General features: G+C 71.7%; 22 protein-coding genes. 7 read left to right on the forward strand and 15 right to left on the reverse strand.

The window, feature by feature from the left end:
- Positions 1-5: 5 nt before the first annotated feature.
- Both ACFY12_RS26560 and ACFY12_RS26565 read left to right on the forward strand, forming a co-directional pair.
- The gene (locus tag ACFY12_RS26560; protein WP_390718409.1) at positions 6-1,133 is read left to right on the forward strand and encodes a M4 family metallopeptidase; all 1,128 of its coding nucleotides are present in this window, start codon (positions 6-8) and stop codon (positions 1,131-1,133) included.
- A gap of 86 nt (positions 1,134-1,219) precedes the next feature.
- A complete protein-coding gene (locus tag ACFY12_RS26565) occupies positions 1,220-1,486 on the forward strand; it encodes a protealysin inhibitor emfourin (RefSeq protein WP_390718410.1) in 267 nt (88 codons plus the stop codon).
- On the opposite strand, the gene era is transcribed toward ACFY12_RS26565, so the two are convergent.
- From era to ACFY12_RS26580, 3 genes are all read right to left on the reverse strand, one after another.
- Entirely contained in the window at positions 1,483-2,421 is a 939-nt protein-coding gene (gene era, locus ACFY12_RS26570) for a GTPase Era (RefSeq protein ID WP_390718411.1), read from the reverse strand. The genes ACFY12_RS26565 and era overlap by 4 nt on opposite strands.
- A gap of 83 nt (positions 2,422-2,504) precedes the next feature.
- Positions 2,505-2,870, reverse strand: a complete 366-nt coding sequence (locus ACFY12_RS26575; protein WP_390718412.1) for a cytidine deaminase — start codon at positions 2,868-2,870, stop codon at positions 2,505-2,507.
- A 43-nt stretch (positions 2,871-2,913) separates the two neighbouring features.
- Positions 2,914-3,735, reverse strand: a complete 822-nt coding sequence (locus ACFY12_RS26580; protein WP_390718524.1) for a helix-turn-helix transcriptional regulator — start codon at positions 3,733-3,735, stop codon at positions 2,914-2,916.
- 340 nt (positions 3,736-4,075) lie between these two features.
- Here ACFY12_RS26580 and ACFY12_RS26585 point away from each other — a divergent pair, with 340 nt between their 5' ends.
- Positions 4,076-5,491, forward strand: coding sequence for an MFS transporter (locus ACFY12_RS26585; protein ID WP_390718525.1), 1,416 nt, complete (start codon positions 4,076-4,078; stop codon positions 5,489-5,491).
- Here the strand turns inward: ACFY12_RS26585 and ACFY12_RS26590 are convergent.
- The 4 genes from ACFY12_RS26590 to ACFY12_RS26605 all read right to left on the reverse strand — a co-directional run bounded on the left by ACFY12_RS26590 (position 5,430) and on the right by ACFY12_RS26605 (position 9,813).
- A complete protein-coding gene (locus ACFY12_RS26590) occupies positions 5,430-6,752 on the reverse strand; it encodes a hemolysin family protein (protein ID WP_390718413.1) in 1,323 nt (440 codons plus the stop codon). The two genes, ACFY12_RS26585 and ACFY12_RS26590, sit on opposite strands and share 62 nt — an antisense overlap.
- A gap of 10 nt (positions 6,753-6,762) precedes the next feature.
- Positions 6,763-7,260: an rRNA maturation RNase YbeY gene (gene ybeY, locus ACFY12_RS26595; protein WP_066936642.1), complete on the reverse strand. Its 498-nt coding sequence runs from the start codon at positions 7,258-7,260 to the stop codon at positions 6,763-6,765.
- Positions 7,261-7,302: 42 nt separating this feature from the next.
- Complete coding sequence (locus ACFY12_RS26600) at positions 7,303-8,307, reverse strand: PhoH family protein (protein ID WP_390718414.1); 1,005 nt, start codon at positions 8,305-8,307, stop codon at positions 7,303-7,305.
- A 300-nt stretch (positions 8,308-8,607) separates the two neighbouring features.
- A complete protein-coding gene (locus ACFY12_RS26605; protein WP_390718415.1) occupies positions 8,608-9,813 on the reverse strand; it encodes a carbohydrate kinase family protein in 1,206 nt (401 codons plus the stop codon).
- A 67-nt stretch (positions 9,814-9,880) separates the two neighbouring features.
- Here ACFY12_RS26605 and ACFY12_RS26610 point away from each other — a divergent pair, with 67 nt between their 5' ends.
- Entirely contained in the window at positions 9,881-11,218 is a 1,338-nt protein-coding gene (locus ACFY12_RS26610) for a 6-phospho-beta-glucosidase (RefSeq protein WP_390718416.1), read from the forward strand.
- Positions 11,219-11,474: 256 nt separating this feature from the next.
- On the opposite strand, the gene ACFY12_RS26615 is transcribed toward ACFY12_RS26610, so the two are convergent.
- Together ACFY12_RS26615 and ACFY12_RS26620 are read right to left on the reverse strand one after the other, a co-directional pair.
- Positions 11,475-12,098 (reverse strand): MBL fold metallo-hydrolase, encoded by a 624-nt coding sequence (locus ACFY12_RS26615; RefSeq protein ID WP_390718417.1) that lies wholly within the window; start codon positions 12,096-12,098, stop codon positions 11,475-11,477.
- Positions 12,098-13,183 (reverse strand): S-(hydroxymethyl)mycothiol dehydrogenase, encoded by a 1,086-nt coding sequence (locus ACFY12_RS26620; RefSeq protein ID WP_390718418.1) that lies wholly within the window; start codon positions 13,181-13,183, stop codon positions 12,098-12,100. Before ACFY12_RS26620 ends, ACFY12_RS26615 begins: the two co-directional genes overlap by 1 nt.
- Before the next feature lie 325 nt (positions 13,184-13,508).
- On the opposite strand from ACFY12_RS26620, the gene ACFY12_RS26625 reads away from it, so the two are divergent.
- Entirely contained in the window at positions 13,509-14,399 is an 891-nt protein-coding gene (locus ACFY12_RS26625) for an HAD family acid phosphatase (protein ID WP_390718419.1), read from the forward strand.
- 36 nt (positions 14,400-14,435) lie between these two features.
- Here ACFY12_RS26625 and ACFY12_RS26630 read toward each other — a convergent pair whose 3' ends face one another.
- On the reverse strand, positions 14,436-15,341 hold the full coding sequence (locus ACFY12_RS26630; RefSeq protein WP_390718420.1) for a ribonuclease Z: 906 nt from the start codon (positions 15,339-15,341) through the stop codon (positions 14,436-14,438).
- A 6-nt stretch (positions 15,342-15,347) separates the two neighbouring features.
- Positions 15,348-15,707, reverse strand: a complete 360-nt coding sequence (locus tag ACFY12_RS26635) for a histidine triad nucleotide-binding protein (RefSeq protein ID WP_390718421.1) — start codon at positions 15,705-15,707, stop codon at positions 15,348-15,350.
- A gap of 221 nt (positions 15,708-15,928) precedes the next feature.
- Between ACFY12_RS26635 and ACFY12_RS26640 the strand changes: the two genes are divergently transcribed.
- Positions 15,929-16,357: an OsmC family protein gene (locus tag ACFY12_RS26640; protein WP_390718422.1), complete on the forward strand. Its 429-nt coding sequence runs from the start codon at positions 15,929-15,931 to the stop codon at positions 16,355-16,357.
- Positions 16,358-16,412: 55 nt separating this feature from the next.
- On the opposite strand, the gene ACFY12_RS26645 is transcribed toward ACFY12_RS26640, so the two are convergent.
- The 4 genes from ACFY12_RS26645 to hrcA form a co-directional block, all read right to left on the reverse strand.
- Positions 16,413-17,156, reverse strand: coding sequence for a 16S rRNA (uracil(1498)-N(3))-methyltransferase (locus ACFY12_RS26645; RefSeq protein ID WP_390718423.1), 744 nt, complete (start codon positions 17,154-17,156; stop codon positions 16,413-16,415).
- Positions 17,153-18,241 (reverse strand): nitronate monooxygenase, encoded by a 1,089-nt coding sequence (locus tag ACFY12_RS26650; protein ID WP_390718424.1) that lies wholly within the window; start codon positions 18,239-18,241, stop codon positions 17,153-17,155. Before ACFY12_RS26650 ends, ACFY12_RS26645 begins: the two co-directional genes overlap by 4 nt.
- A gap of 190 nt (positions 18,242-18,431) precedes the next feature.
- Entirely contained in the window at positions 18,432-19,568 is a 1,137-nt protein-coding gene (gene dnaJ, locus ACFY12_RS26655; RefSeq protein WP_390718425.1) for a molecular chaperone DnaJ, read from the reverse strand.
- Positions 19,569-20,585, reverse strand: a complete 1,017-nt coding sequence (gene hrcA, locus ACFY12_RS26660; RefSeq protein WP_390718426.1) for a heat-inducible transcriptional repressor HrcA — start codon at positions 20,583-20,585, stop codon at positions 19,569-19,571. It abuts the gene before it with no gap.
- Between the two features lie 314 nt (positions 20,586-20,899).
- Between hrcA and ACFY12_RS26665 the strand changes: the two genes are divergently transcribed.
- Positions 20,900-21,634 carry an MBL fold metallo-hydrolase gene (locus tag ACFY12_RS26665; RefSeq protein ID WP_390718427.1) on the forward strand — a complete coding sequence of 245 codons (735 nt, stop codon included), beginning with the start codon at positions 20,900-20,902 and terminating at the stop codon, positions 21,632-21,634.

Raw genomic sequence — 21,634 nt, forward strand, 5'->3', positions numbered from 1 at the left:
TTTTTATGGACCACAACTCCTCGGACAAGTCGACCGAGCACGCCGGCGCCCCCACGACGCCCGTGTTCTCCACCCCCTCGACGCCCGTGTTCTGCACGATCATTCCGCCGCACATCCTCAGCAAGCTCGCCGAGTCGGACGACCCGGCCCGGAATGAGCCCGCCCGCCGCACCCTGGAGCACGACCACCTCCGGCGCACCCGGCGCCGCGAGGTCTGCGCGGAAGCCCGTACGCCCGGTGAGCCCGGTGCCGACGCCGACAAGCCCCAGCGCACCATCTACGACGCCGAGCACCAGGAGAACCTGCCCGGCACCAAGGTGCGCTCCGAGTCCGACGGCCCTTCCCAGGACGCGTCCGTCAACCGCGCGCACGCCGGCCTCGGCGCCACCTTCGAGCTCTACCTCAAGGCCTACGGCCGGAAGTCCATCGACGGCGCCGGGCTGCCGCTCGACGCCACCGTCCACTACGGCGAGAAGTACGACAACGCCTTCTGGGACGGCGAGCGGATGGTCTTCGGCGACGGGGACGGGGACCTCTTCCTGGACTTCACCATCCCCGTCGACGTCATCGGCCATGAGCTCACCCACGGCGTCACCCAGTACACCGCCAACCTGGCGTACCAGGACCAGGCGGGCGCCCTCAACGAGTCGATCTCCGACGTCTTCGGCTCCCTGATCAAGCAGTACGCCCTCGGCCAGACCGCCGACCAGGCCGACTGGCTGATCGGCACCGGGCTCCTCGGCCCGGGTGTCGACAAAGGCACGGCCCTGCGCTCCATGAAGGCCCCCGGAACGGCGTACGACGACGACGTCCTCGGCAAGGACCCGCAGCCCGCCACCATGGAGAACTACGTCGACACCATGGACGACAACGGCGGTGTGCACATCAACTCCGGCATCCCCAACCACGCCTTCTACCTGTTCGCCAGCGACCTCGGCGGCAAGGCCTGGGAGCGCGCGGGCCAGATCTGGTACGACGTGCTGACCAGCGGCAAGCTGTCCCAGAACGCCAAGTTCAGCGACTTCGCCAAGCTCACCGTCGCCGCCGCCCAGGCCCGCTTCGGCTCCGGCGACGAGCACACGGCCGTGACGAAGGCCTGGAACCAGGTCGGCGTCGACCTCAAGAGCACGTAACCCGAGGAGCGGGGCGGGGGCGGCCGGGAGGCGGCGCTCCCGCCCCGGCGCACGGTTACCGTGGTCGGAGGGGGTAGGAGACCGTTATGCGCATCCATGTCCACCGCACCGGCGGCTTCGCCGCCATCGACCGCCGCGCCGAGATCGACACCGCGGACCACGAGGACTCCGGGGAGTGGCAGGCCCTCGCCGAACGTGCCGTCGCCGACGGCCACAGCGAACCCCCCGTCGGCGTGCCCGACGGCTTCAGCTACCAGATCACCGTCGACGGGAACACCGTGTACTGCTCGGACCCGCGCCTCACGGACGAGCAGCGGACCTTGATCACCAAGGTCATGCGAGAGGGAAGCTAGAAGCCGAGCTTGCGCAGCTGCTTGGGGTCGCGCTGCCAGTCCTTGGCGACCTTGACGTGCAGATCGAGGAAGACCGGCGTGCCGAGCAGCGCCTCGATGTGCTGACGGGACTTGGTGCCGACCTCCTTCAGGCGCTTGCCCTTGGGGCCGATGATGATGCCCTTCTGGCTGGGGCGCTCGATGTAGACATTGGCGTGGATGTCCAGGAGCGGCTTGTCCGCCGGGCGGTCCGTGCGCGGGAGCATCTCCTCGACGACCACCGCGATCGAGTGCGGCAGCTCGTCCCGTACGCCCTCCAGCGCGGCCTCCCGGATCAGCTCGGCGACCATGACCTGCTCGGGCTCATCGGTGAGATCGCCCTCCGGATAGAGCGCCGGGCTCTCCGGGAGGAGCGGGACCAGGAGGTCGGCGAGCAGGGACACCTGCTTGTCGCCCACGGCGGAGACCGGAATGATCTCGGCCCACTCGATGCCCAGCTCCTTGCCGAGCTGGTCGATGGCGAGCAGCTGGGCGGCCAGTGCCTTGGAGTCGACCAGGTCGGTCTTGGTGACGATCGCGACCTTGGGCGTCTTCTTGATCCCGGCCAGTTCGGTGGCGATATAGCGGTCGCCGGGGCCGATCTTCTGGTCGGCGGGCAGACAGAAGCCGATGACGTCGACCTCGGCCCAGGTCGTCCGGACGACGTCGTTGAGCCGCTCACCGAGCAGGGTGCGCGGCTTGTGCAGGCCGGGGGTGTCCACGAGGACCAGCTGTGCGTCGGGGCGGTGCACGATGCCGCGCACGGTGTGGCGGGTGGTCTGCGGACGGTTGGAGGTGATGGCCACCTTCGTGCCGACGAGAGCGTTCGTCAGGGTGGACTTGCCCGCGTTGGGGCGGCCGACGAAGCAGGCGAAGCCGGCGCGGTGCGGGGCGGAGGAGTCTGTACGAACGCTCATGGCGCCCATTCTCTCTGATCGCCGGGGCCGCGCGGACCATCGCGCTCTCTGATCACCGAGGCCGCGCCGGGCCTCACCTGGGCTCAGGCCCCCGGACCGCCCGCCGGGACGGTGCTGCGCACGGCGGCGTCCGGGCCCGCGACCAGGACCGGCGTCGCGGGTCCGCCCAGGTCCCGGACCGCCGCACGGTCGGCGTCGCTCGCGTGGTCGGCGTCGGTCACCACGGCCGCGGCCTCCAGCGATGCGGCCCCGCTGGCGACGGCCATCGCGACGGCCGTCTGCAACGCGCTGAGCTGCAACGACTCCAGGGCAACGGTGCCGGCGACATAGGTGCGGCCGGTCTCGTCGCGTACGGCGGCCCCCTCGGGCACGCCGTTACGGGCCCGCGCCGAGCGTGCGAGCGTGATGAGCTTGCGGTCTTCGGGGTCCAGCGGTGCGGCTTCGGTCATACGGGCGAGCATATGCGGCACCCCCATGGCGGCCGTACGGGGATCACCCGGCGACCGAGTACATCCCCCCGCGCCGGCCCTCCGGGGAGACCAGGCGGGCCAGCCTGTCCGCCGTGTCCGAGTCCGGCAGCGGGTTGTGCATCACCACGGTCAGGTCCGGGCGGGCCGGCATCCGCAGCGTCGTGGTCTCGAACCGCAGGGTGCCGACCAGCGGATGCTCCAGCTCCTTGGTGATCTGACCGCGCTCCTGGACGTCGCGCAGCGCCCACAGCCGTACGAAGTCCTCGCTCACCGCGGACAGTTCCCGGACCAGTTCCTGGTAGCCCTCGTCGTACGGCCGCTCGGAGCAGGCCGCGCGGAACTGGGCGACGACCGTCGGGGCGTTGCGCTCCCAGCTCTTGGCGCGGGCCCGGTAGACGGGGTCGGTGAAGAAGGCGATCAGGCAGTTGGAGGAGACCCCGGGGCAGCCGTGCCGGAGGACGAGCCGCGCCGCGTCGTTGAAGGCGATGCTGTTCCAGTAGGCGTCCATGATGTGCGCGGGGTACGGCATCCAGCCGTCGATCAGGCGGTGGAGGCCCTCGCAGAGGTACTCCGGGTCGTACTCCAGGTGCGGCTGCGGCGGGTTCAGCCCGGCCAGGACGTACAGATGCCGCCGCTCGGCGTCGCTGAGCCGCAACACCCGGGCGACCGCGTCCAGGACCTGCGGCGAGACGGTGATGTCGCGCCCCTGCTCCAGCCACTGGTACCAGGAGGCGCCGACCCCGGCGAGGACGGCGACCTCCTCGCGACGCAGCCCCGGCGTACGGCGGCGGCCGCCGTCGGGAAGGCCCGCCTCGGCCGGAGTGACCCGGGCCCGACGGCTCATCAGGAACTCGCGGAGATCCTGGCGTCGCAGCTGCTCACGTCGGTGCGCCGGGCTTTCCTGGGTTCGGCGCGAGGTGCGCTCGACGGTGGTGTTCGAGGCCACGGGTCTCCCCCTGTCGACGTGGCTGGTGGTGCGGACACCACCATAAGTGCCCGCTCCCCATCCGCTATTCCGGGACCGCAGGCTCGGTTGCATGCCAATATCCGACGCCGTCTCCACAACTGACGTCCTCTCCACCGACGCCCCGGCCGATACCTCGCTCACCTCACGTGATCCCGCTCCGCGGACGGCCGCATCCGGGACGCGGAGACCCACCGCGCCCGCCCCCGGCGACGCCCGGATGTCCCCGCGCGCCAAGCTCATCCTGCTGCTGCTCTGTGCCGCGCAGTTCATCGTGGCCCTCGACTTCTCCATCCTGAATGTGGCGCTGCCCGTGCTGGGCCGGGACCTGGGCATGGGCCAGGCCGATCTCCAGTGGGCGGTCACCGCGTTCGCCCTGCCCTCGGGCGGCTTCCTGCTGCTGTTCGGGCGGATCGCCGACCTCTTCGGGCGGCGGAAGCTGTTCCTGACCGGGCTGGTGCTGTTCACCGCCGCCTCGGTACTGGCCGCTCTCGCCTGGGACCCGGCGTCCTTCCTGGCCGGGCGTGTGCTCCAGGGCCTGGGCGCGGCGGTCCTCGTCCCGACCGGGATGTCACTGCTGACCACCACCTTCGCCGAGGGCCCGCAGCGCGAACGGGCTTTGGGCATCAGCGGCACCCTGCTCTCGATGGGCTTCACCATCGGCATGGTGCTGGGCGGCGTGATGACCGACGCGCTGGGCTGGCGCTCGACCATGGGCCTGCTGGCCGTGGCGGGGGTGGCCGTACTGCTTCCCGCGCCGGCGCTGCTGACCGAGTCCCGGCATCCCCAGCGGCCGCGGATCGACGTCCCCGGCGCGGTCGCCGTCACCGGCGGACTGCTGTCGGTGATCTACGCCCTGTCGACCGCGGCCGAGCAGGGCTTCGGCCGCGCGGACGTCCTCGCGACGCTGGTGGCGGGCGTGGTGCTGCTGGTCGCGTTCGTGATCGTGGAGGCGCGGGCCGCGCAGCCGCTGGTGTCGCTGCCGATGCTGCGCCGGCGTACGGTCGCCTGGGGCAATCTGGCGGGTCTGGTCACCTTCTCGATGATGACCGCCGTGGTCTTCCTGCTGACTCTCTACCTCCAGGAGGTGCTGGGGCTGTCCGCGGCGCAGACCGGTCTGGTCTTCGGCGTGCAGGGTGTCGTCGCGGTGATCGCCGGTGTGGTCGCCCCGAACGTCATCCGCCGGATCGGTGCCCGCCGCACCCTGCTGATCGGGCTGGTGATCCAGGCCGGTTTCACCGCCACGCTGCTGGGCCTGGGCACCGGCTCCGGCGTCTGGCTGACCCTGATCGGCTCGATCCCCGCCTGCTTCGGCCACATGTGGGCGATCGTCGCGTACGGCGTGATCGCCACGTCCGGAGTCCCGGACGAGGAGCAGGGGCTGGCCACCGGCCTGATCACCAGCTCCCAGCAGGTGGGCATCACCATCGGTATCCCGCTGCTGAGCGCCGTGGCCTCGGCCCGGATCGCCGGGCTGCGGTCGGAGGGGGCGGGCTTCGCGGACGCCACCCTCGGCGGTATCAAGCTGGGCCTGGGGCTGGACGCGGCGCTGGTCGCGGTGGTCGCCCTGCTGGTCACAGCCGGGCTTCGGACTCCCCCGCCGTCTCGCTCCGCACCGGCTCGCACAGCACCGTGACGATCCTGTTGCGGCGGCCGGCCGGCGACTCGGCGGTCAGCCGCAGCGCCTTCAGGCCGGGGTCGGCCGCGTCGTCGGAGAGGTCGACCTCGGCGGTGGCACCGGCGATCGGCACCCGGCCGAGCAGCTTGGCGAGCAGGCCGCCGACCGTCTCGACGTCCTCGTCGTCCAGCTCGGCCAGGCCGTAGAGCTCGCCGAGATCGCCGATGTCCAGACGCGCGGTGACCCGGTAGCGGCCGTCGCCGAGGTCTTCGACGGGCGGCAGTTCGCGGTCGTACTCGTCGGTGATCTCGCCGACGATCTCCTCCAGGATGTCCTCGATGGTGACGATGCCGGCGGTGCCGCCGTACTCGTCGATGACCACCGCGACGTGGTTGCGGTCCTGCTGCATCTCGCGCAGCAGATCACCGGCGTTCTTGGTGTCGGGGACGAAGACGGCCGGCCGCATGGCCGTGGAGACCAGCTCGGATTCGGCGTCGCGGCTGATGTGGACCTTGCGGGCGAGGTCCTTGAGGTAGACCACGCCGACGACATCGTCCTCGTTCTCGCCGGTCACCGGGATCCGGGAGAAACCGGAGCGCAGCGCGAGGGTCAGCGCCTGGCGGATGGTCTTGAAGCGTTCGACGGAGATCAGGTCCGTCCGCGGCACCATCACCTCGCGGACGAGGGTGTCGCCCAGCTCGAAGACGGAGTGCACCATCCGGCGCTCCTCGTCCTCGATCAGCGACTCCTTCTCCGCCAGGTCGACCAGCGAGCGGAGCTCGGCCTCGGAGGCGAACGGGCCCTTGCGGAAGCCCTTTCCGGGGGTGAGGGCGTTGCCGATCAGGATCAGCAGCTGCGGGATGGGGCCCATGACGCGGGCCAGCGGGAGGAGGACGTACGCGGCGGCGGTGGCGGTGCCGAGGGGGTGCTGGCGGCCGATGGTGCGCGGGGAGACGCCGACGGCGACGTAGGAGACCAGCACCATCACGGCGATGGCGACGGTCAGCGCCTGCCAGGTCTCCTGGAAGGAGCGCAGGCAGGCGTAGGTGACCAGGACGCCGGCGGCCATCTCGCAGCCGACCCGCACCAGCAGCGCGACATTGAGGTAGCGGGTGGGGTCGGCGGCGACCTGGGCGAGCCTGGCGCTGCCGCGGCGGCCGGAGCGGACGGCCTCCTCGGCGCGGAAGCTGGTCGTCCGGGCCAGCCCGGCCTCCGCGCAGGCGGCGAGCCAGGCGATCACGACGAGCAGGACCGCGACCGCGATCAGCTGGGTGGTCATCGCGGGCCCGTCAGGTGACAGTGGGGGCCGGGGAGGGGCCGGTCAGGCCCCGTTCGGCGCGCCAGCCGTCGATGATCGCCGCCTGCAGCCCGAACATCTCGGCCTTCTCGCCCGGCTCCTCGTGGTCGTAGCCGAGGAGGTGGAGCACGCCGTGGACGGTCAGCAGCTGAAGCTCCTCGTCCATGCTGTGTCCGGTCGGCGCCTCCTCGCCCTGCTTCTTGGCGACCTCCGGGCAGAGCACGATGTCGCCGAGGAGACCCTGCGGAGGCTCCTCGTCGTCCTTGGCCGGCGGACGCAGCTCGTCCATCGGGAAGGACATCACATCGGTCGGGCCGGGGAGGTCCATCCACTGTATGTGCAGCTGCTCCATGGCCTCGGCGTCCACGACGATGACGGACAGCTCGGAGAGCGGGTGGATACGCATCCGGGCGACGGCGTAGCGGGCGACGTCCAGGATCGCCTGTTCGTCGACCTCCGTGCCGGACTCGTTGTTGACGTCGATGGACATGGGGCGTTGCTTCTCACTTCTCGTTCGCGCGGTGCGTCCGGCTCACTGGCCGTTGCGGCTGTCGTACTTCTCGTAGGCGTCGACGATACGGCCGACGAGCTTGTGCCGGACCACGTCCTTACTGGTGAGCAGGGAGAAGTGCACATCGTCGACGCCTTCCAGGATCTCCCGGACCTGGCGCAGACCGCTCTTCGTGCTGCCCGGGAGGTCGACCTGGGTGACGTCACCGGTGACGACGATCTTGGAGTCGAATCCGAGGCGGGTGAGGAACATCTTCATCTGCTCGGGGTTCGTGTTCTGCGCCTCGTCGAGGATGATGAACGCGTCGTTGAGCGTCCGGCCGCGCATGTACGCGAGCGGCGCGACCTCGATCGTGCCCGCGGCCATCAGGCGCGGGATGGAGTCGGGGTCGAGCATGTCGTGCAGCGCGTCGTAGAGCGGGCGCAGATACGGGTCGATCTTCTCGTAGAGGGTGCCGGGCAGGAAGCCCAGCCGCTCACCGGCCTCGACCGCGGGACGGGTCAGGATGATGCGGTTGACCTGCTTGGCCTGGAGCGCCTGGACGGCCTTGGCCATGGCCAGGTACGTCTTGCCGGTGCCGGCCGGGCCGATGCCGAAGACGACGGTGTGCTTGTCGATGGCGTCGACGTAGCGCTTCTGGTTGAGGGTCTTGGGCCGGATCGTGCGGCCGCGGTTGGAGAGGATGTTCTGGGTGAGCACCTCGGCGGGCGTCTCGCTCACCGCACCGTCGCCGTCCTCCGCCGCGCGCAGCATGGCGATCGAGCGTTCCACCGCGTCCTCCGTCATCGGTTGTCCGGTGCGGAGCACCAGCATCATCTCGTCGAAAAGGCGCTGGATGAGGGCGACTTCCCGGGGGTCGCCGACAGCGCTGACTTCGTTGCCCCGGACGTGGATGTCGGTCGCCGGGAAGGCTTTTTCGATGACGCGCAGCAGCGAGTCTCCGGACCCGAGGACCGTCACCATCGGGTGCTTGGCCGGCACGGTGAACTGGGCGTGCGCCTGCGGTTGCGTGGCTGTCTGAGTCATAGGGCGGCCCGTTGGCCTGCTCGACCCCCATCCTTTACTCATCCGAGGAGCCCCTGAAAGGTGCCTGCCTGCACCGGCTCCTTGCGTTACAAGAGTACGACGGGGCACTGACAAGCCCGAGGGGTTTACCGCCCCGCCCCGCGCGCGCCCGGCTTGACCTGCGCCGCTGCCGTGCCGGGGGGTTGCGGCCGGCCCGGGCCACCCGGATCGGACCGCTCGGACCGGATGGCTCGGATGGGACCGCTCAGCCCGGATGGCTCGGACGGGATCGCTCGGACCGGATGGCTCGGACCGGACCGCTCAGGCCGGGCGGCGGAATCCGAGGGTCGGCACGGCGCGGGCCAGCGGGAACGGCCCGGCCGGGGGCGCGGTGTCGGGCGCCCCGGTGGAGCCGGTGGCCGCATCAGGGGGCAGCACCTCGTCCAGGAACGCGTACCGGCGGCGCAGCGCGCCCGGCGTCCCCGCCGCTTCCGTCCCGTCCGCCCCGTACGCCCGTACCCGCTGCCACCAGGCCGCGATCTCCGCCCAGCCGGGCGCGGAGAGCGAGCCGCCGAATTCCTGCACGGAGAGCGCGGCGCTCAGTCCCGCGAAGGACAGCCGGTCGGCGAGCGGCCAGCCGGCCAGAGTGCCGGTGACGAATCCGGCGACGAAGACATCGCCGGCGCCGGTCGGGTCCAGCTCCTCCACGGCGATCGCGGACGCCTCGGCGGTCTCGCCGGTCCGGCCGTCCACCGCGTACGCGCCCTCGCGGCCCAGCGTGACCACGGCGAGCGGGACCAGGTCGGCGAGCCTGCGGGCGGCCGCGCGCGGGCAGTCCGTGCGGGTGTAGCGCATCGCCTCCTCGGCGTTCGGCAGGAACGCCTCGCAGTGGGCGAGTTCGGCGAGGTCGGCCGGGTCCCAGCGGCCGCTGTCGTCCCAGCCCACGTCCGCGAAGATCCGGCTGCCCCGGCCGGCCGCGCAGCCCAGCCAGCCCTCCCGGCGGCCCGGTACGAGCGAGGCGACGCAGGCGCGGGACGGCGGCGGGCAGCCCGGCGCGTGCTTGCCGTCGAAGGCGAAGTCGGGCGGCGGCGCCTCGTGGCCGTGCGAGACCATCGTGCGCTCGCCCTCGTACGCCATGGAGACGGTCACCGGGGAGTGCCAGCCGGGGACGGTGCGCGACAGCGACAGGTCGATGCCCTCGCCCCGTTCGAGCGCCTCCCAGCAGTATTCGCCGTACTTGTCGTCGCCGAAGGCCGCGGCGAGGGAGGTACGCAGCCCGAGCCGGGCCAGCGCGGTGGCCATGTTGGCGACCCCGCCGGGGCTGGAGCCCATCCCGCGGGCCCAGGATTCGGTACCGCGGACCGGTGCGGAGTCCAGGCCGGTGAAGATGATGTCCAGGAAGACCGTGCCGGTGAGGTACACGTCGGTCGGGGGATCGCCCTCGGCGCGCACCGCGGCCAGCGGATCGAGGCCCGTCGGCGCCGTGGCCGGTCCCGCGGGCGGATGGACATCGCGTCGGCTGTTCACCGTGCACGCCCCTCTCGTATCTGCACCGTGGGGCCAGTGTGCCTGATGCTGCGGTACGTTCCGCCCCATGAGGCTGACGATTCTCGGCGGCGGCGGATTCCGGGTACCGCTGGTCTACCGCGCGCTGCTGGCCGACCCGGCCGGACCCGTCTCGGAGGTGGTCCTGCACGACACCGACCCCCGCCGGGTGACGGTGATCGCCGCCGTGCTGACGCGGCTGGCCCAGGGGCATCCGGCACCGGTGCCCGTACGGGTCGCGGCGGACCTGGACGAGGCGCTGACCGGCGCGGACTTCGTCTTCTCGGCGATCCGGGTGGGCGGTACGGCCGGCCGGATCCGGGACGAGCGGATCCCGCTCGCCGAGGGCGTGCTCGGCCAGGAGACGGTCGGCGCGGGCGGGGTCCTCTACGGTCTGCGGACGATCCCGGTGGCGCGGCATATCGCCGAGCGGGTCGCGCGGCTCGCCCCGGGCGCCTGGGTCATCAACTTCACCAACCCGGCGGGCATGGTCACCGAGGCGATGTCCCAGGTGCTGGGCGACCGCGTCATCGGGATCTGCGATTCGCCCGTGGGGCTGGCCCGCCGGGCGGCCCGGGCGGCCGGCGCGGACCCGGCGGCCTTCGACAGCGGCCGGGTCGGCTACGACTACGTCGGGCTCAACCACCTCGGCTGGCTGCGGTCGTTGACGCTGGACGGCACCGAGCAGCTGCCGCGCCTGCTGGGCGACGACACCGCGCTGGCCTCCTTCGAGGAGGGCCGGCTGTTCGGCGCGGAGTGGCTGCGCACCCTGGGGGCGCTGCCCAACGAGTACCTGCACTACTACTACTTCCGCCGCGAGACCCTCGCCTCCGTACGGGAGACCGCGGAGACCCGGGGGGAGTTCCTCGACCAGCAGCAGCGCGGTTTCTTCGAGCGGGCCGCGGCGGCCGGCGGCCCCGACGCGGTGTACGAGCTGTGGGAGCGGACCCGGCTGGAGCGCGAGGAGACGTATCTGGCGCACAGCCGGGAGGCCGGCGGCGGCTGGCAGCGCGACAGCCATGACCTGGAGGGCGGCGGCTACGACCGGGTGGCGCTGGCCCTGATGCACGCCATCCTGCGGGACAGCGGGACGCGGCTGATCCTCAACGTCCGCAACGGGACGACGGTGCCGCAGCTGGATCCGGACGCGATCGTGGAGACGGTGTGCGAGGTGACCGCCCACGGTCCCCGGCCGCTGCCCTGTGCGCCCCTGCGGGAGGACCAGTTGGGTCTGATGCTCCAGGTCAAGGCGGTGGAGCGGGCGGCGGTGGCGGCCGCGGTGTACCAGGAGCGCGGCGCGGCGCTGCGCGCGCTGGCGCTGCACCCGCTGGTGGACTCGCCCGCGGTGGCCGCCCGCATCCTGGAGCGGGCGGCCCGGGAGGCGTAACGGCCCGGGAAGCGTTGCGGCCCGGGGGGGGCATTGCGGCCCGGGAGGCGGAGGCGTACGGCCGGAGAGGCGTAACAGCCGGGATGCCGTCCCACCCCCGGGAATGCCGTCCCACCCCGCCGCGTTGTGGCCCCGCAGGGGGCCCTCGCGACCCTTAGGGGATCTGTTCGACCGCCCCCTAAGGGTCGTCCCGCCTGCTGGAGGCCGTCCCGCCTGGGGGGCTCCCCCCGCCGCCCCCCGCCCCGCGGCAGCGCCGCTACGGTCGCTTCCACTCCTCCGCGTGAGCCGCCTCGGCCCCCACGGTCGTCTCCTCCCCGTGCCCGGTGAGCACCCGCGTCTCCGGCGGCAGCGTCAGCAGCCGCTCCCGGATCGACCCGACGATCGTCGGGAAGTCCGAGTAGGACCGGCCGGTGGCACCGGGCCCGCCGTGGAAGAGCGTGTCCCCGGTGAAGACCACGCCCAGTTCGGGCGCGTACAGGCAGACCGCCCCCGGGGCATGGCCGGGCGTGTGCAGCACCCGCAGGTCCGTGCCGGCGATGGTCAGGACCTGGCCGTCGGCCAGCGCCGCGTCCGGCACGGTGCCGGGGTGGGTCATCCGCCACAGCGGCAGGTCGTCGGGGTGCAGATGGATCCGGGCGCCGGTACGGGCGGCCAGCGCCGGGGCGGCGTCGATGTGGTCGTTGTGCGCGTGGGTGCAGAGGATCGCGCGCAGCGTGCGGCCGCCGAGGGCCTCCTCGATGGCGTCGGCGTCATGGGCGGCGTCGATGACCACCGCCTGGTCGTCGTCGCCGACGATCCAGACGTTGTTGTCGACGTCCCAGGTGCCGCCGTCGAGGGAGAAGGTGCCGGACGTGACCAGATGGTCGATACGGGCCGGCATCAGAGCGTCACCACCGAGCGCAGGACGTCGCCGGCGTGCATCCGCGCGAAGGCCTGCTCGACGTCCTCGATGCCGATGGTCTCGGTGACGAACGCGGCGAGGTCGATACGGCCCTGCTGGTGGAGGTCGATCAGCATCGGGAAGTCCCGGGAGGGCAGGCAGTCGCCGTACCAGGAGGACTTGAGGGCGCCGCCACGGCCGAAGACGTCCAGCAGGGGGAGGTCCAGGGTCATCTCCGGGGTGGGGACGCCCACCAGGACGACGGTCCCGGCCAGGTCGCGGGCGTAGAAGGCCTGCCGGTACGTCTCGGGCCGGCCGACCGCGTCGATGACGACATCGGCGCCGAAGCCGCCGGTCAGCTCGCGGATCGCCTCGACGGGGTCGTCGGTGCGGGAGTTGACGGTATGGGTGGCGCCCATGGTGCGCGCGGTCGTCAGCTTGCGGTCGTCGATGTCGACGGCGATGATCCTGGCCGCGCCGGCGAGCCGGGCGCCGACCACGGCCGCGTCCCCGACGCCGCCGCAGCCGATCACCGCGACCGAGTCGCCGCGGCCGACGCCGCCGGTGTTGAGGGCGGCGCCGATACCGGCCATCACCCCGCAGCCCAGCAGCCCGGCCACCGCGGGCGACACCTCCGGGTCGACCTTGGTGCACTGCCCGGCGGCGACCAGCGTCTTGTCGGCGAAGGCGCCGATGCCGAGCGCGGGGCTGAGCTCCGTGCCGTCCGTCAGCGTCATCTTCTGCCGAGCGTTGTGGGTGTCGAAGCAGTACTGGGGGCGGCCGCGCAGACAGGCCCGGCACTGGCCGCACACCGCGCGCCAGTTCAGGATGACGAAGTCGCCGGGGGCGACATCCGTGACGCCGTCGCCGACCGCCTCCACCACACCGGACGCCTCGTGCCCGAGCAGGAAGGGGAACTCGTCGTTGATGCCGCCCTGCTTGTAGTGCAGGTCGGTATGGCACACCCCGCACGCCTGGATCTTCACCACGGCCTCGCCGGGCCCCGGGTCCGGTACCAGGATCGTCTCCAGCCGGACCGGTTCGTTCTTCCCCGGCGCGATCACGCCGCGCACTTCCTGTGCCATCGGAACAGCCCCTTTCAGAGATGCGGAGTTGCAGAGATGCGGAGTTGCAGAGATGCAGGGATTCGACGATGGAGATGTCGAGATTCCAAGATCACATACGGGTCCACTGTGGCGCACCGCCACGGAGCCGTGCCTCACCGTACGCGCGCCGTGCGACCTGGCGCAGGCCCCCCTCAGGCGTGCGGTACCGGTCCGCCGCCGGGAGGGAGGCGACCGCCCGCCGGCTGCGAGTCTTTATCAAATCGTTGAATCTACGCGCGTAAGTGAACGGCGAGCCTCTGCTACATCTACCGGTGACCATTCGTGCCACCCGAAGGAGACGCGCATGCCGCGCCCCGTTCGCTTCCGTTCCGTCCTGCCCCGTCCCGCGCTGTCCCGCCGCGCCCGCTTCGGCGCCGCGACGGTCACCACCCTTGTCGCCGGCACCGCCGTCTTCGGCATCGGCCAGGCCACCGCCGAGCACTCCGTACCGCGCACCGACAAGGAGATCCCCAACCTCACCCAGGTGCAGGACAAGATCAAGGCGTACTACGGCGACACGGTGACGGCCGACGGCGAGCACTACGCGTCCCCGGACAGCAACTACGCCCGCCAGGTCCGCGGCATCGAGGCCAAGGCCCGCGCCTACCTGTCCAAGGCCCTCGCGAAGCACGACAAGGACGGCGGCAAGGACGGCGACCAGGGCGACGGAAAGGGCAATGGAAAGGGCGGCAGGAAGGACGGCGGGAAGACCCGTCCCGCCATCGTCCTCGACATGGACGACACCACCCTGCTCACGTACAACTACGAGCTCAAGGTGGGCTTCAACTACACCCCGGAGACCCAGAACAAGTACCTCGAAAGCACCGACATGGATCCGGTCTTCGGGATGAACAAGCTCGTCAACTGGGCCCGCGGCAAGGGCGCCGAGGTCTTCTTCATCACCGGCCGCAAGGAGTCGCAGCGCGAGTGGAGCGTGCGCAACCTCAAGAACGTCGGCTATGACGTCGCGCTCGACCGCAAGCACGTCTACCTGAAGAACAAGGAGAACCCGCCGGCCTACCTGCCCTGCGGCGCCACCTGCACGACCGTCGAGTACAAGGCGGGCACCCGCAAGTACATCGAGTCCCTCGGGTACGACATCGTCGCCAACTTCGGCGACCAGCACAGCGATCTGAACGGCGGCTACGCGAAGAAGACCTTCAAGCTGCCCAACCCGATGTACTACCTGCCGTAGTCGCGGGAGAGCCGTAGACAGGTCCTGGCCCGGCGCTCAGCGCCGCTTCGGCACCGGCACGCGCAGCAGGTCCCTGGCGATGGTCAGTTCGCCGGTGAAGCCCGCTGCGCGTGCCTGCCGTTCGAACTCCCCGGGGTCGTCGTAGCGCTGCGAGAAGTGCGTCAGGACAAGATGCCGTACGCCCGCCCGGGCCGCCACCTCCGCCGCCTGCCCCGCGGTCAGGTGCCCGTGGTCCTCGGCCAGCCGGACGTCCTCGTCGAGGAACGTCGACTCGATGACGAGCATGTCCGTGCCCTCCGCGAGGGCGTGCACCCCGGCGCACAGCCGGGTGTCCATGACGAAGGCGAAGCGCTGGCCGGGACGCCGCTCGCTCACCTCGTCGAGGGTGACCCCGTTCAGCTCGCCGAGCCGCTGGAGGCGCCCGACGTCCGGCCCGCTGATGCCGCGCTCGGCCAGCAGCTCCGGCAGCATCCGCCGGGAGTCCGGCTCCACGAGGCGGTAGCCGAACGACTCGACCGGGTGCGAGAGCTTGCGCGCCTCCAGGACGTACGCCTTCGAACTCTCCAGCACACCGTCGACCGCGACCGGCCGCTGGACCAGCCGGACGGTCTCCCGGTACGCGGTGGCGTAGCGCAGCCGCTCGAAGAAGCGCTCCCCGCTGGCCGGGTAGTGCGCGGTGACGGGGTGCGGCACCCGGTCCAGGTTGATCCGCTGGATCACCCCGGCCAGGCCGAGCGAGTGGTCACCGTGGAAGTGCGTGATGCAGATCCGGTTGAGGTCATGGGCCGCGACCCCGGCGCGCAGCATCTGGCGCTGGGTTCCCTCGCCGGGGTCGAAGAGCAGCCCCTGGCCGTCCCACCGCAGCAGATAGCCGTTGTGGTTGCGGTGGCGCGTGGGAACCTGGCTGGCGGTGCCGAGGACGACCAGTTCACGTACGGACACAGCTGCTTACCCGGGGGGCCACTGGAGACCGCGGCCGCCCAGCACGTGCAGATGGGCGTGGAAGACGGTCTGGCCCGCGCCGGCGCCGGTGTTGAAGATGACCCGGTAGCCCGAGCCCTCGATGTCGTCCGTGGCGGCGACCTCGCGGGACTCACGCAGTATGTCGGCGATGACCTGCGGTTCGGCGGCCGCCAGGGACGCGGCGTCGGGGTAGTGCACCCTGGGGATGACCAGGACGTGCGTCGGCGCCTGGGGGTTGATGTCGCGGAACGCGACAGTGGTCTCGGTCTCCCGGACGATGGTCGCCGGCACCTCCCCCGCCACGATCTTGCAGAACAGGCAGTCGGCCTGCGCTTCACCCGCCACAGGTGGCTCCTCCCGGATCATCCGTCATACGCGCGGTACGTACGGTACGTACGGCCTCGGATGCTACCGGGCGGGGCGTACGGGGGTGGCCACCGCACCCGCACACGGCGCGGGCGCCCCTCGCACACACCCCGGCGGCGAACGGGCGCCGGTCCTCTCCGGCTCACTAAGCTGACCACTGACCACCGATCACTTTCGCCCACAACCGGGAGTTATGCACCATGGCAACCACGCGCACCGCTCTGACCCACTGGGAAGGCAACCTCATGGAGGGCAAGGGCCAGGTGTCCCTCGCCTCCTCCAACGTCGGTACGTACGACGTGAACTGGCCCGCCCGCGCGGAGCAGCCGAACGGCGTCACCAGCCCTGAGGAGCTGATCGCGGCCGCCCACTCCTCCTGCTACTCCATGGCCTTCTCGCACGGCCTGGCGGGCAAGGGCTACACCGTCGCCGCCCTCGACACTAAGGCGGACGTCACCTTCCAGCCGGGCGAGGGCATCACCGCCATCGCCCTGACGGTCAAGGCCAGCGTCCCCGGCCTGTCGGAGGAGGAGTTCCAGGCGGCGGCCGAGGACGCCAAGAAGAACTGCCCGGTGAGCCAGGCGCTGGCGGGCGTCAAGAACATCACGCTGGACGCCCAGCTCGTCTGACGCGACGACGGCGACGGCCGTCCGGCGCCACCGCGGCACCGGGCGGCCGTCGCGCTCAACTCCAGCGGCCCGTACGCCCCAGAAGAAGGGCCGTCGCCGCGGTGCCGGCCGTCGAGGTGCGGAGGACCGTCGGGCCCAGCCGGTACGGCGTGGCGCCGGCCTCGGCGAAGGTGGCGAGCTCCTCCGGGGAGACGCCGCCCTCGGGGCCGACGACGAGCACGATCCGGCCGGTGGCGGGGAGTTCGGCGGTGGCGAGCGGGGAGCTGCCCTCCTCGTGGAGGACGGCGGCGAAGTCCGCGTCCGCGAGCAGCGCCGCCACCTGCTTCGTCGTCAGCGGGTCGGCGACCTCGGGGAAGGTCAGCCGACGCGACTGCTTGCCGGCCTCCCGGGCCGTGGCACGCCACTTGCCCAGCGATTTGGCGGCCCGCTCGCCCTTCCACTGGGTGACACAACGCGCCGCCGGCCAGGGCACGATGGCGTCCACACCGGTCTCGGTCATCGTCTCGACGGCCAGTTCGCCGCGGTCGCCCTTGGGCAGCGCCTGGACAACGGTGATGGCCGGGCTCGGCGGCTCCTCGGTGCGGAGTTCCGCGACGGCGACGGTGAGCCGGTCCTTGCCCTCGACAGCGGCCACCGTGCCGTAGGCGCCGGCGCCCTGGCCGTCCGTGAGCACGATCTCCTCGCCGGCCCGCAGCCGGCGCACCGACACCGCGTGCCGCCCCTCGGGGCCGTCCAGCGTCAGAGTGCCGCCGGCCCGTACGTCCGCGAGCGAATCGATGAGGAAGACGGGCGCGGTCATGAGGCACTTCCGGGGGTGGGACGGGTCAACGCGGCGCGCGCCACGTCCAGTTCGGTGGCCAGGACCTCGACGAGCCGCGCGGCGGGCATCTGCCGGGCCAGCCGGTGGCCCTGGCCCGCCCAGAGGTTCATGCCCTGCGGGTCGCCCGCCCTGGCGGCGGCCTTGCGCACGGTGGAGGTGAGGTAGTGGACGGCGGGGTAGGCGGCCGGCGCGTACGGGCCGTGCTCGCGCAGGAAACGGTTCACCAGCCCGCGGGCCGGCCGTCCGGAGAACGCCCGGGTCAACTCCGTATGAGTGAACAGGGGGTTGGTGAGCGCCTGCTTGTGCAGCGGGCTGGCGCCCGACTCGGGGGTGGCGAGGAAGGCGGTGCCCAGCTGCGCCATGGTCGCCCCGGCGGCCAGTACGGCGGCGATCTGCGCCCCGCGCATCAGCCCGCCCGCGGCGATCACCGGGATCCGCACCGCCTCGCGGACCTGGCCGAGCAGCGCCAGCAGCCCCAGGCTCGCGCCGGTCCCGTCCGCGTGCGGATCGTCCCGGTGGGTGCCCTGGTGACCGCCGGCCTCCACGCCCTGCACACAGACCGCGTCCGCGCCCGACCACTGAGCGGCCTGGGCCTCGGCGACGGTGGTGGCGGTGACGACGGTGTACGTACCGACCTCGGCGAAGGCGTCGAGGACGGCGCGCGGGGGGCAGCCGAAGGTGAAGGACACCACCGGCACCGGGTCCTCCCGCAGGATCGCGAGCTTGGCCTCGTAACCGTCGTCGGCGGGCCCGTCGGTGTCGCCGAGTTCGGTCTCGTACCAGGCGGCCTCACCGGCGAGCTGCTCGCGGTAGACGTCGACGGCGGAGCTGTCGGACAGGGCGGGCTGCGGCATGAAGAGGTTGACGCCGAAGGGCCCGTCGGTCAGCGACCGCAGCTGTTTGATCTCCTGGTACATGCCGTCGGCGGTTTTGTAGCCGGCGGCGAGGAAGCCGAGGCCGCCGGCGCCACAGACGGCGGCGGCCAGCGCGGGGCCTGAGCCGCCCCCGGCCATGGGGGCCTGCACGATCGGATGACGGCAGAGATCGGTCAGCGCGGTGGGCATGCGCACATCGTGTCACGCCCACCGCGCCGCTCCGAACCGGGGCGGACCCCGGCCGGACCCGCCTACCGCCCGTTAAAGCCGGACCCGCCTACCGCCCGTTGAAGGCGTCCTTCAGGCGCGAGAACAGCCCCTGCTGCCCCGGCTGACTGTGCCTGCCCGGGGGACACCCCCCGGACCCCCGGCCCCTCGCCTACCGCCCGTTGAACGCATCCTTCAACCGCGAGAACAGCCCCTGCTGCCCCGGCTGGAACTGCCCCGTGGGCCGTTCCTCGCCGCGCAGCTTGGCGAGCCGGCGCAGCAGCTCCTCCTGCTCGGGGTCGAGCTTGCCGGGCGTCTGCACCTCGACGTGGACGATCAGGTCGCCGCGGCCGTTGCCGCGCAGGTGGGTCACCCCGCGCTGGTGCAGCGGGATCGACTGGCCGGACTGGGTGCCGGGCCGGACGTCGACCTCCTCCACCCCGTCGAGCGTCTCCAGCGGGCACTTCGTGCCCAGCGCCGCCGCCGTCATCGGAATGGTGACCGTGCAGTGCAGATCGTCGCCGCGCCGCTGGAAGACCGGGTGCGGCAGCTCGTGGATCTCGACGTAGAGGTCACCGGCGGGGCCGCCGCCGGGGCCGACCTCGCCCTCGCCCGCGAGCTGGATGCGGGTGCCGTTGTCGACACCGGCCGGGATCTTGACGGTCAGGGTCCGGCGGGAGCGGATCCGTCCGTCGCCGGCGCACTCGGGGCACGGCGTCGGCACGACCGTACCGAAGCCCTGGCACTGCGGACACGGCCGCGACGTCATGACCTGGCCGAGGAAGGACCGGGTGACCTGGGAGACCTCACCACGGCCGCGGCACATGTCGCAGGTCTGGGCGGAGGTGCCGGGGGCGGCGCCCTCGCCGGTGCAGGTCGTGCACACCACTGCGGTGTCGACCTGGATGTCCTTGGTCGTACCGAAGGCCGCTTCGCTCAGCTCGACATCGAGCCGGATCATGGCGTCCTGGCCGCGGCGGGTCCGCGACCGCGGGCCGCGCTGCGACGCGGTGCCGAAGAAGGCGTCCATGATGTCCGAGAAGTTGCCGAAGCCCGCGCCGAAGCCCGCGCCGCCACCGGCGCCGCCGGACTGCGAGAGCGGGTCGCCGCCGAGGTCGTAGACCTGCTTCTTCTGCGGATCCGACAGGACCTCGTAAGCGGCGTTGATCTCCTTGAACCGCTCCTGGGTCTTGGGGTCCGGGTTCACGTCCGGGTGCAGCTCGCGCGCCAGCCGGCGGAACGCCTTCTTGATCTGGTCCTGCGAGGCATCGCGCTGTACGCCCAGGACCGCGTAGTAATCCGTGGCCACTTACGACTCCGCCAGGATCTGTCCGACGTAACGTGCCACTGCGCGTACCGCTCCCATCGTTCCGGGGTAATCCATGCGGGTCGGTCCGACCACGCCGAGTTTGGCGACTGCCTCGTCGCCCGAACCGTAACCGACCGTGACCACCGAGGTCGAGGTCAGGCCTTCATGGGCGTTCTCATGCCCGATACGTACGGTCATGCCCGAGTCCTTGGCCTCCCCGAGGAGCTTGAGCAGCACCACATGCTCCTCAAGGGCCTCCAGTACCGGACGGATGGTCAGGGGGAAATCGTGCCCGAAGCGGGTGAGATTAGCCGTACCGCCGATCAGCAGCCGCTCTTCGGTCTCCTCCACCAGAGTCTCCAGCAACACCGACAGCACTGTCGAGACCGTGCCGCGGTCCTCCTGTTCGAAGGACTCCGGAAGATCCTGCACCAACTGGGGCACGTCCGTGAACCGGCGCCCCACGACCCGGCTGTTCAGCCGCGCCCGGAGGTCGGCCAGGGAGGCCTCGGCGAACGGCGCCTGGCAGTCGACCAGCCGCTGCTCGACCCGTCCGGTGTCCGTGATCAGTACGAGCATCAGGCGGGCCGGGGCCAGCGCCAGCAGCTCGACGTGCCGGACCGTGGACCGGGTCAGCGACGGGTACTGCACCACCGCGACCTGCCGGGTCAGCTGCGCCAGCAGCCGGACCGTGCGGCCCACCACATCGTCCAGGTCGACCGCGCCGTCCAGGAAGCTGTGGATCGCCCGCCGCTCCGGGCTGGACAGCGGCTTGACGCCGGCCAGCCGGTCGACGAACAGGCGGTAGCCCTTGTCGGTCGGGATCCGCCCGGCGCTGGTGTGCGGCTGGGCGATGTAGCCCTCGTCCTCCAGCGCGGCCATGTCGTTACGGATGGTGGCCGGGGAGACCCCGAGCTTGTGGCGCTCCGTGAGTGCCTTGGAGCCGACCGGCTCCTCCGTCCCGACGTAGTCCTGGACGATGGCGCGCAGCACTTCCAGCCTGCGTTCACTGAGCATCCTGCGCACCTCCAGTCCGGCCGTCCCGCCGTCTCGTTTCTCCTGGCACTCACCCGGGCCGAGTGCCAGACCATGAGCCAGTGTACGGCCGGGTAGCACCGGCACGGCAAGGCCCGCCTCACGCAGCGCGCACCCGACGCACGCCCGACGGCCGCCTCGGACGGTCCGCCGGCCGTCACCGGATGGTCCGCTCACCTCACCGTGATCACCATCGTCGCAGGTGGCCGACGTGGTAGCTGGCCGGCCATGATGTCGATGGCCATGATCAGGCGGTCCGCCGGGCAACGCCATCGCGAGGGGGCTAGCGTCTCGGTATGCGCACTGCTTGGGAAGAGGCCGGGTGGGAACAGCTCGGTGAAGGCGTCGCCAGGCGCCGGATGCCGGGCTGGGACGAGACGATCGGGGTGATCGCCGGGGCGTCCGGCGTCATGATCGTCGACACCGGCGCGACCATCCGTGACGGCGCGGATCTGCGCCGGTCGGTCCGCGGTGTGCTGGGCCGGGACGTGACGCATATCGCGCTCACCCATCCGCATTTCGATCACGTCCTGGGCACCGCGGCCTTCGCCGGCGTCGCGGTATTCGGCGCGGCCGGCCTCGGCGACCTGCTGCGCCGCGACAAGGACGCGCTGCGGCACGACGCGATCCGTCATGGTGTCGACCGGGACGCCGCCGCGGAGGCCACCGACCTGCTCGTCGTCCCGCACCACCATGTGCACGACCAGCTCACCGTCGACCTCGGCGACCGCCCGGTGCTGCTGGCGAATGTGGGTCCCGGCCACACCGCGCACGACCTGGCCGTCCTGGTGCCCGGCCGGCACGGCGCCCCCGAGATCGTCTTCTGCGGTGACCTGGTCGAGGAGTCCGGCGAACCGCAGGCCGGCCCGGACGCACTGCCGCGGCGGTGGCCGGCGGCCCTGGACCGGCTGCTGGCCCTCGGCGGCGAGGACGCGGTGTATGTGCCCGGCCATGGCGCCGTGGTGGACGCCGCCTTCGTCCGGGCACAACGGGACGCGCTGGCCGCCCGCTTCGGCGTGTCTCCCGCCTGA

The organism is Streptomyces sp. NPDC001339, from assembly GCF_042895955.1.
Classification (GTDB): Bacteria; Actinomycetota; Actinomycetes; order Streptomycetales; family Streptomycetaceae; genus Streptomyces.

Bases quoted from the DNA above. Each gene is read 5' to 3' on its own strand.
- ACFY12_RS26560 (WP_390718409.1), top strand. From the start codon at position 6: ATGGACCACAACTCCTCGGACAAGTCGACCGAGCACGCCGGCGCCCCC.
- ACFY12_RS26565 (WP_390718410.1), top strand. From the start codon at position 1,220: ATGCGCATCCATGTCCACCGCACCGGCGGCTTCGCCGCCATCGACCGC.
- era (WP_390718411.1), bottom strand. From the start codon at position 2,421: ATGAGCGTTCGTACAGACTCCTCCGCCCCGCACCGCGCCGGCTTCGCC.
- ACFY12_RS26575 (WP_390718412.1), bottom strand. From the start codon at position 2,870: ATGACCGAAGCCGCACCGCTGGACCCCGAAGACCGCAAGCTCATCACG.
- ACFY12_RS26580 (WP_390718524.1), bottom strand. From the start codon at position 3,735: ATGAGCCGTCGGGCCCGGGTCACTCCGGCCGAGGCGGGCCTTCCCGAC.
- ACFY12_RS26585 (WP_390718525.1), top strand. From the start codon at position 4,076: ATGTCCCCGCGCGCCAAGCTCATCCTGCTGCTGCTCTGTGCCGCGCAG.
- ACFY12_RS26590 (WP_390718413.1), bottom strand. From the start codon at position 6,752: ATGACCACCCAGCTGATCGCGGTCGCGGTCCTGCTCGTCGTGATCGCC.
- ybeY (WP_066936642.1), bottom strand. From the start codon at position 7,260: ATGTCCATCGACGTCAACAACGAGTCCGGCACGGAGGTCGACGAACAG.
- ACFY12_RS26600 (WP_390718414.1), bottom strand. From the start codon at position 8,307: ATGACTCAGACAGCCACGCAACCGCAGGCGCACGCCCAGTTCACCGTG.
- ACFY12_RS26610 (WP_390718416.1), top strand. From the start codon at position 9,881: ATGAGGCTGACGATTCTCGGCGGCGGCGGATTCCGGGTACCGCTGGTC.
- ACFY12_RS26615 (WP_390718417.1), bottom strand. From the start codon at position 12,098: ATGCCGGCCCGTATCGACCATCTGGTCACGTCCGGCACCTTCTCCCTC.
- ACFY12_RS26620 (WP_390718418.1), bottom strand. From the start codon at position 13,183: ATGGCACAGGAAGTGCGCGGCGTGATCGCGCCGGGGAAGAACGAACCG.
- ACFY12_RS26625 (WP_390718419.1), top strand. From the start codon at position 13,509: ATGCCGCGCCCCGTTCGCTTCCGTTCCGTCCTGCCCCGTCCCGCGCTG.
- ACFY12_RS26640 (WP_390718422.1), top strand. From the start codon at position 15,929: ATGGCAACCACGCGCACCGCTCTGACCCACTGGGAAGGCAACCTCATG.
- ACFY12_RS26645 (WP_390718423.1), bottom strand. From the start codon at position 17,156: ATGACCGCGCCCGTCTTCCTCATCGATTCGCTCGCGGACGTACGGGCC.
- ACFY12_RS26650 (WP_390718424.1), bottom strand. From the start codon at position 18,241: ATGCCCACCGCGCTGACCGATCTCTGCCGTCATCCGATCGTGCAGGCC.
- hrcA (WP_390718426.1), bottom strand. From the start codon at position 20,585: ATGCTCAGTGAACGCAGGCTGGAAGTGCTGCGCGCCATCGTCCAGGAC.
- ACFY12_RS26665 (WP_390718427.1), top strand. From the start codon at position 20,900: ATGCGCACTGCTTGGGAAGAGGCCGGGTGGGAACAGCTCGGTGAAGGC.